At 37.7% G+C, this 2,366-nt stretch carries 3 protein-coding genes; all 3 read right to left on the bottom strand.

Annotated features, from left to right (window positions below):
• Nucleotides 1–118: 118 nt before the first annotated feature.
• Nucleotides 119–589: a DUF3405 domain-containing protein gene (locus IAQ59_RS21775; RefSeq protein WP_209332967.1), complete on the bottom strand. Its 471-nt coding sequence runs from the start codon at nucleotides 587–589 to the stop codon at nucleotides 119–121.
• 448 nt (nucleotides 590–1,037) lie between these two features.
• Nucleotides 1,038–2,177, bottom strand: a complete 1,140-nt coding sequence (locus IAQ59_RS21770; protein WP_209332966.1) for a BF3164 family lipoprotein — start codon at nucleotides 2,175–2,177, stop codon at nucleotides 1,038–1,040.
• The coding region (locus tag IAQ59_RS21765; RefSeq protein WP_209332965.1) for a hypothetical protein at nucleotides 2,167–2,366 on the bottom strand (200 nt) is incomplete at its 5' end. The genes IAQ59_RS21770 and IAQ59_RS21765, both read right to left, overlap by 11 nt.

Here is a 2,366-nt window from a genome sequence, read left to right as displayed (position 1 = left end):
CGATGGCATACCAAATGAGAGAAAAGGCAGGTTTGTTGCTTGAAAGTGCCTTGTGGAGTAACTCTAAACCGGCTCTTGAAATCCGGTAGATTGGGTTAAGGGAGCAGATGCGTTGTTCCTAGGGGATCACAAAATACGGATGGGCCAGGGCTGACCACCAGGGCCACTCAGGCTCGTCTTGGTAGCGCCTAATATGGCTGCTGATAAAGTCAGCGTCCACTGAGGAAAATTCCTCAAAAAATGCGCTCCAATCCCCCGAGAAATCAACGTCATCTTCTATGCACCAATAGTAATCGTAATTCGGGTGGGAGAGGTAGAATTTCAGTAAGGGGAAATGGTTACTTCCTGGAACTAATGTAAAGCCTAATGGAAAATAGTTAAGTGATGTTAGAATGTCATCTGAAAAGGTAAAGGTTTTAAATTTATTCAATTCCTCTGACTTTTTTTTCGCCGACAAGTGGTAGAGTAGAATGGTGTCGCCCATTCCAAGTGTCGCTGAGTACACCTCCTTATATTTTTCGATCAATGAGAAGGAAGTTCTGTTGCTTAAAACTAAAAAGCATACGGTAAATTCTTTATTTTTCCCCATAGGTGTCAATTTCGGTAGGGTAAATTATAACAGAAATTTCTGGACTATCCTCAGTTGAAAACCAGTATAACTTTTTTCTAAATTCATTTTCTGACAAGGCTCAAATTCTTTATTTCCATTTAATTCTGCTACGGTTAACGTTGATGTGTAAAGATTGATATTTTTTCACAGAATATCAGTTACTCCAAATTTATGTTTGCAAAATCTACCATATATTACTGTATATATATAGTAACTCACTATATAGATTTTAGACGATTACTTACCCTATTGGTGAAAATGTTGGAAGATTTTAATGTGATCCGTCACATTGTGATAAATTCCGTATCGATGTAATCCTCCGTCAAACTCTTTTTTCTGTTTTAACCATTTTCATCAAAATCCAATTCCAGAATAGTCTATCTACCGTTAACGAATTCGTTTTGCGAGTGTTAGATAGACGATATTTTTAAAAAGCACTTTGAGACCAGTTAAAAACCACCACACCCGGTTCTTGATCAACTGTAATTCCGTAGATTTTTTGGTTTAATTCGTCTACCGATAAGGAAATAATAGGAGTGTTTAAAGTCAATATTTCCTGTATGTTCCCATCAATATCAAATACAAAAATCTCCGTTTCGCCTTCTCCAAGTGCTTCTTTATCAACATGAGATTTTCCACTGTATAAGCCAAATATATTTTTTTCTCCAAAATAAGCATCCAAATAGCCGAAAGGTTGATCTTCCTTTATTGCGATGGATTCATTGGTGCCAGACCCAACTATAGAAAATTCAGGGATATGATTTATTGGACCATTTACAGCGATAATATTTTCAGACTTTTTGTCGAGTATTTCAATTCGGTCTCTAAAAATACATGCTTTAATAAATTTATCTCCGGTGGGATTTCCGCTGAGTTTACCTTGATGAACTGACGCTATTATGTAGTCTGAATAATCACCTGGAATTAAGCCCTCCCATTTGCCATACCCTTTGATCCTTTTGCCGTCAATTCCAAACTCCATAAATCTTTCCTCTCCACTCACCAAATAGGTCATTAAACTCGTATCTGAACTCCAAGTGAGGCCCATAGCTAGGAAAAAGTCTTCTTGCTGTTTGATTTGTTTTATAGCATGGCGCTCCGGTGTGTCTTTGAGTGGATATTGCGAGAAAATCTTATCCATAATGCTATATCCCCAAAATCTATCTGGATCGAAACCGCTTTCAATGGTCCAGACATGTGACATTTCATTTGGCCCATAGCCAATTTTCCCCATTGGGAACTGGTATTTCATATTACTGCCTTCTACAATATGGGTTAGGTAGTTATCTCCGGATCTATCCGAGATTATTAGCCTACCTTGTTTGTATAATATGCTTCTCGGCATCAAAATCTCATCGTATTGAAATTTTTCACCAGTAAGTGCAGTGGCGGTAACATCAGATCTACCAAATGATTTTTCATTGGAAACTGAATACTGTTGGGGATCAGAACATCCCAATAAAACTAATAGGACAACGTATTTCAATGAATAAAAACAGTTTTTAATCATAATAAATAGGTGCTGGAATTTTTCACCAGCACCACAATAGCAATTTTTAACCTTCATGCCCAGTACAAGTAGTTGTTCCGTCAATTTTAATAGAATCAGCCCAAGCATTTCCCTCTTTATCTTGGCAATAAGCGCCAATCCTTTGGCAACAAACAAATTGACACCCTCCATCTGCCTCAGCATCAAACGAGTTGAATAAACCAACGCTCATGGCTACAACACCTGCTGCCATTGTAGCTTTTTGTA

The organism is Lunatimonas salinarum (assembly GCF_017811155.1).
GTDB classification, from domain to species: domain Bacteria; phylum Bacteroidota; class Bacteroidia; order Cytophagales; family Cyclobacteriaceae; genus Lunatimonas; species Lunatimonas salinarum.
This window is presented reverse-complemented; position numbering and strand designations above follow the sequence as displayed.

Coding starts and splice junctions, on each gene's coding strand:
- IAQ59_RS21775 (WP_209332967.1), bottom strand. CDS start 589: ATGGGGAAAAATAAAGAATTTACCGTATGCTTTTTAGTTTTAAGCAAC.
- IAQ59_RS21770 (WP_209332966.1), bottom strand. CDS start 2,177: ATGAAGGTTAAAAATTGCTATTGTGGTGCTGGTGAAAAATTCCAGCAC.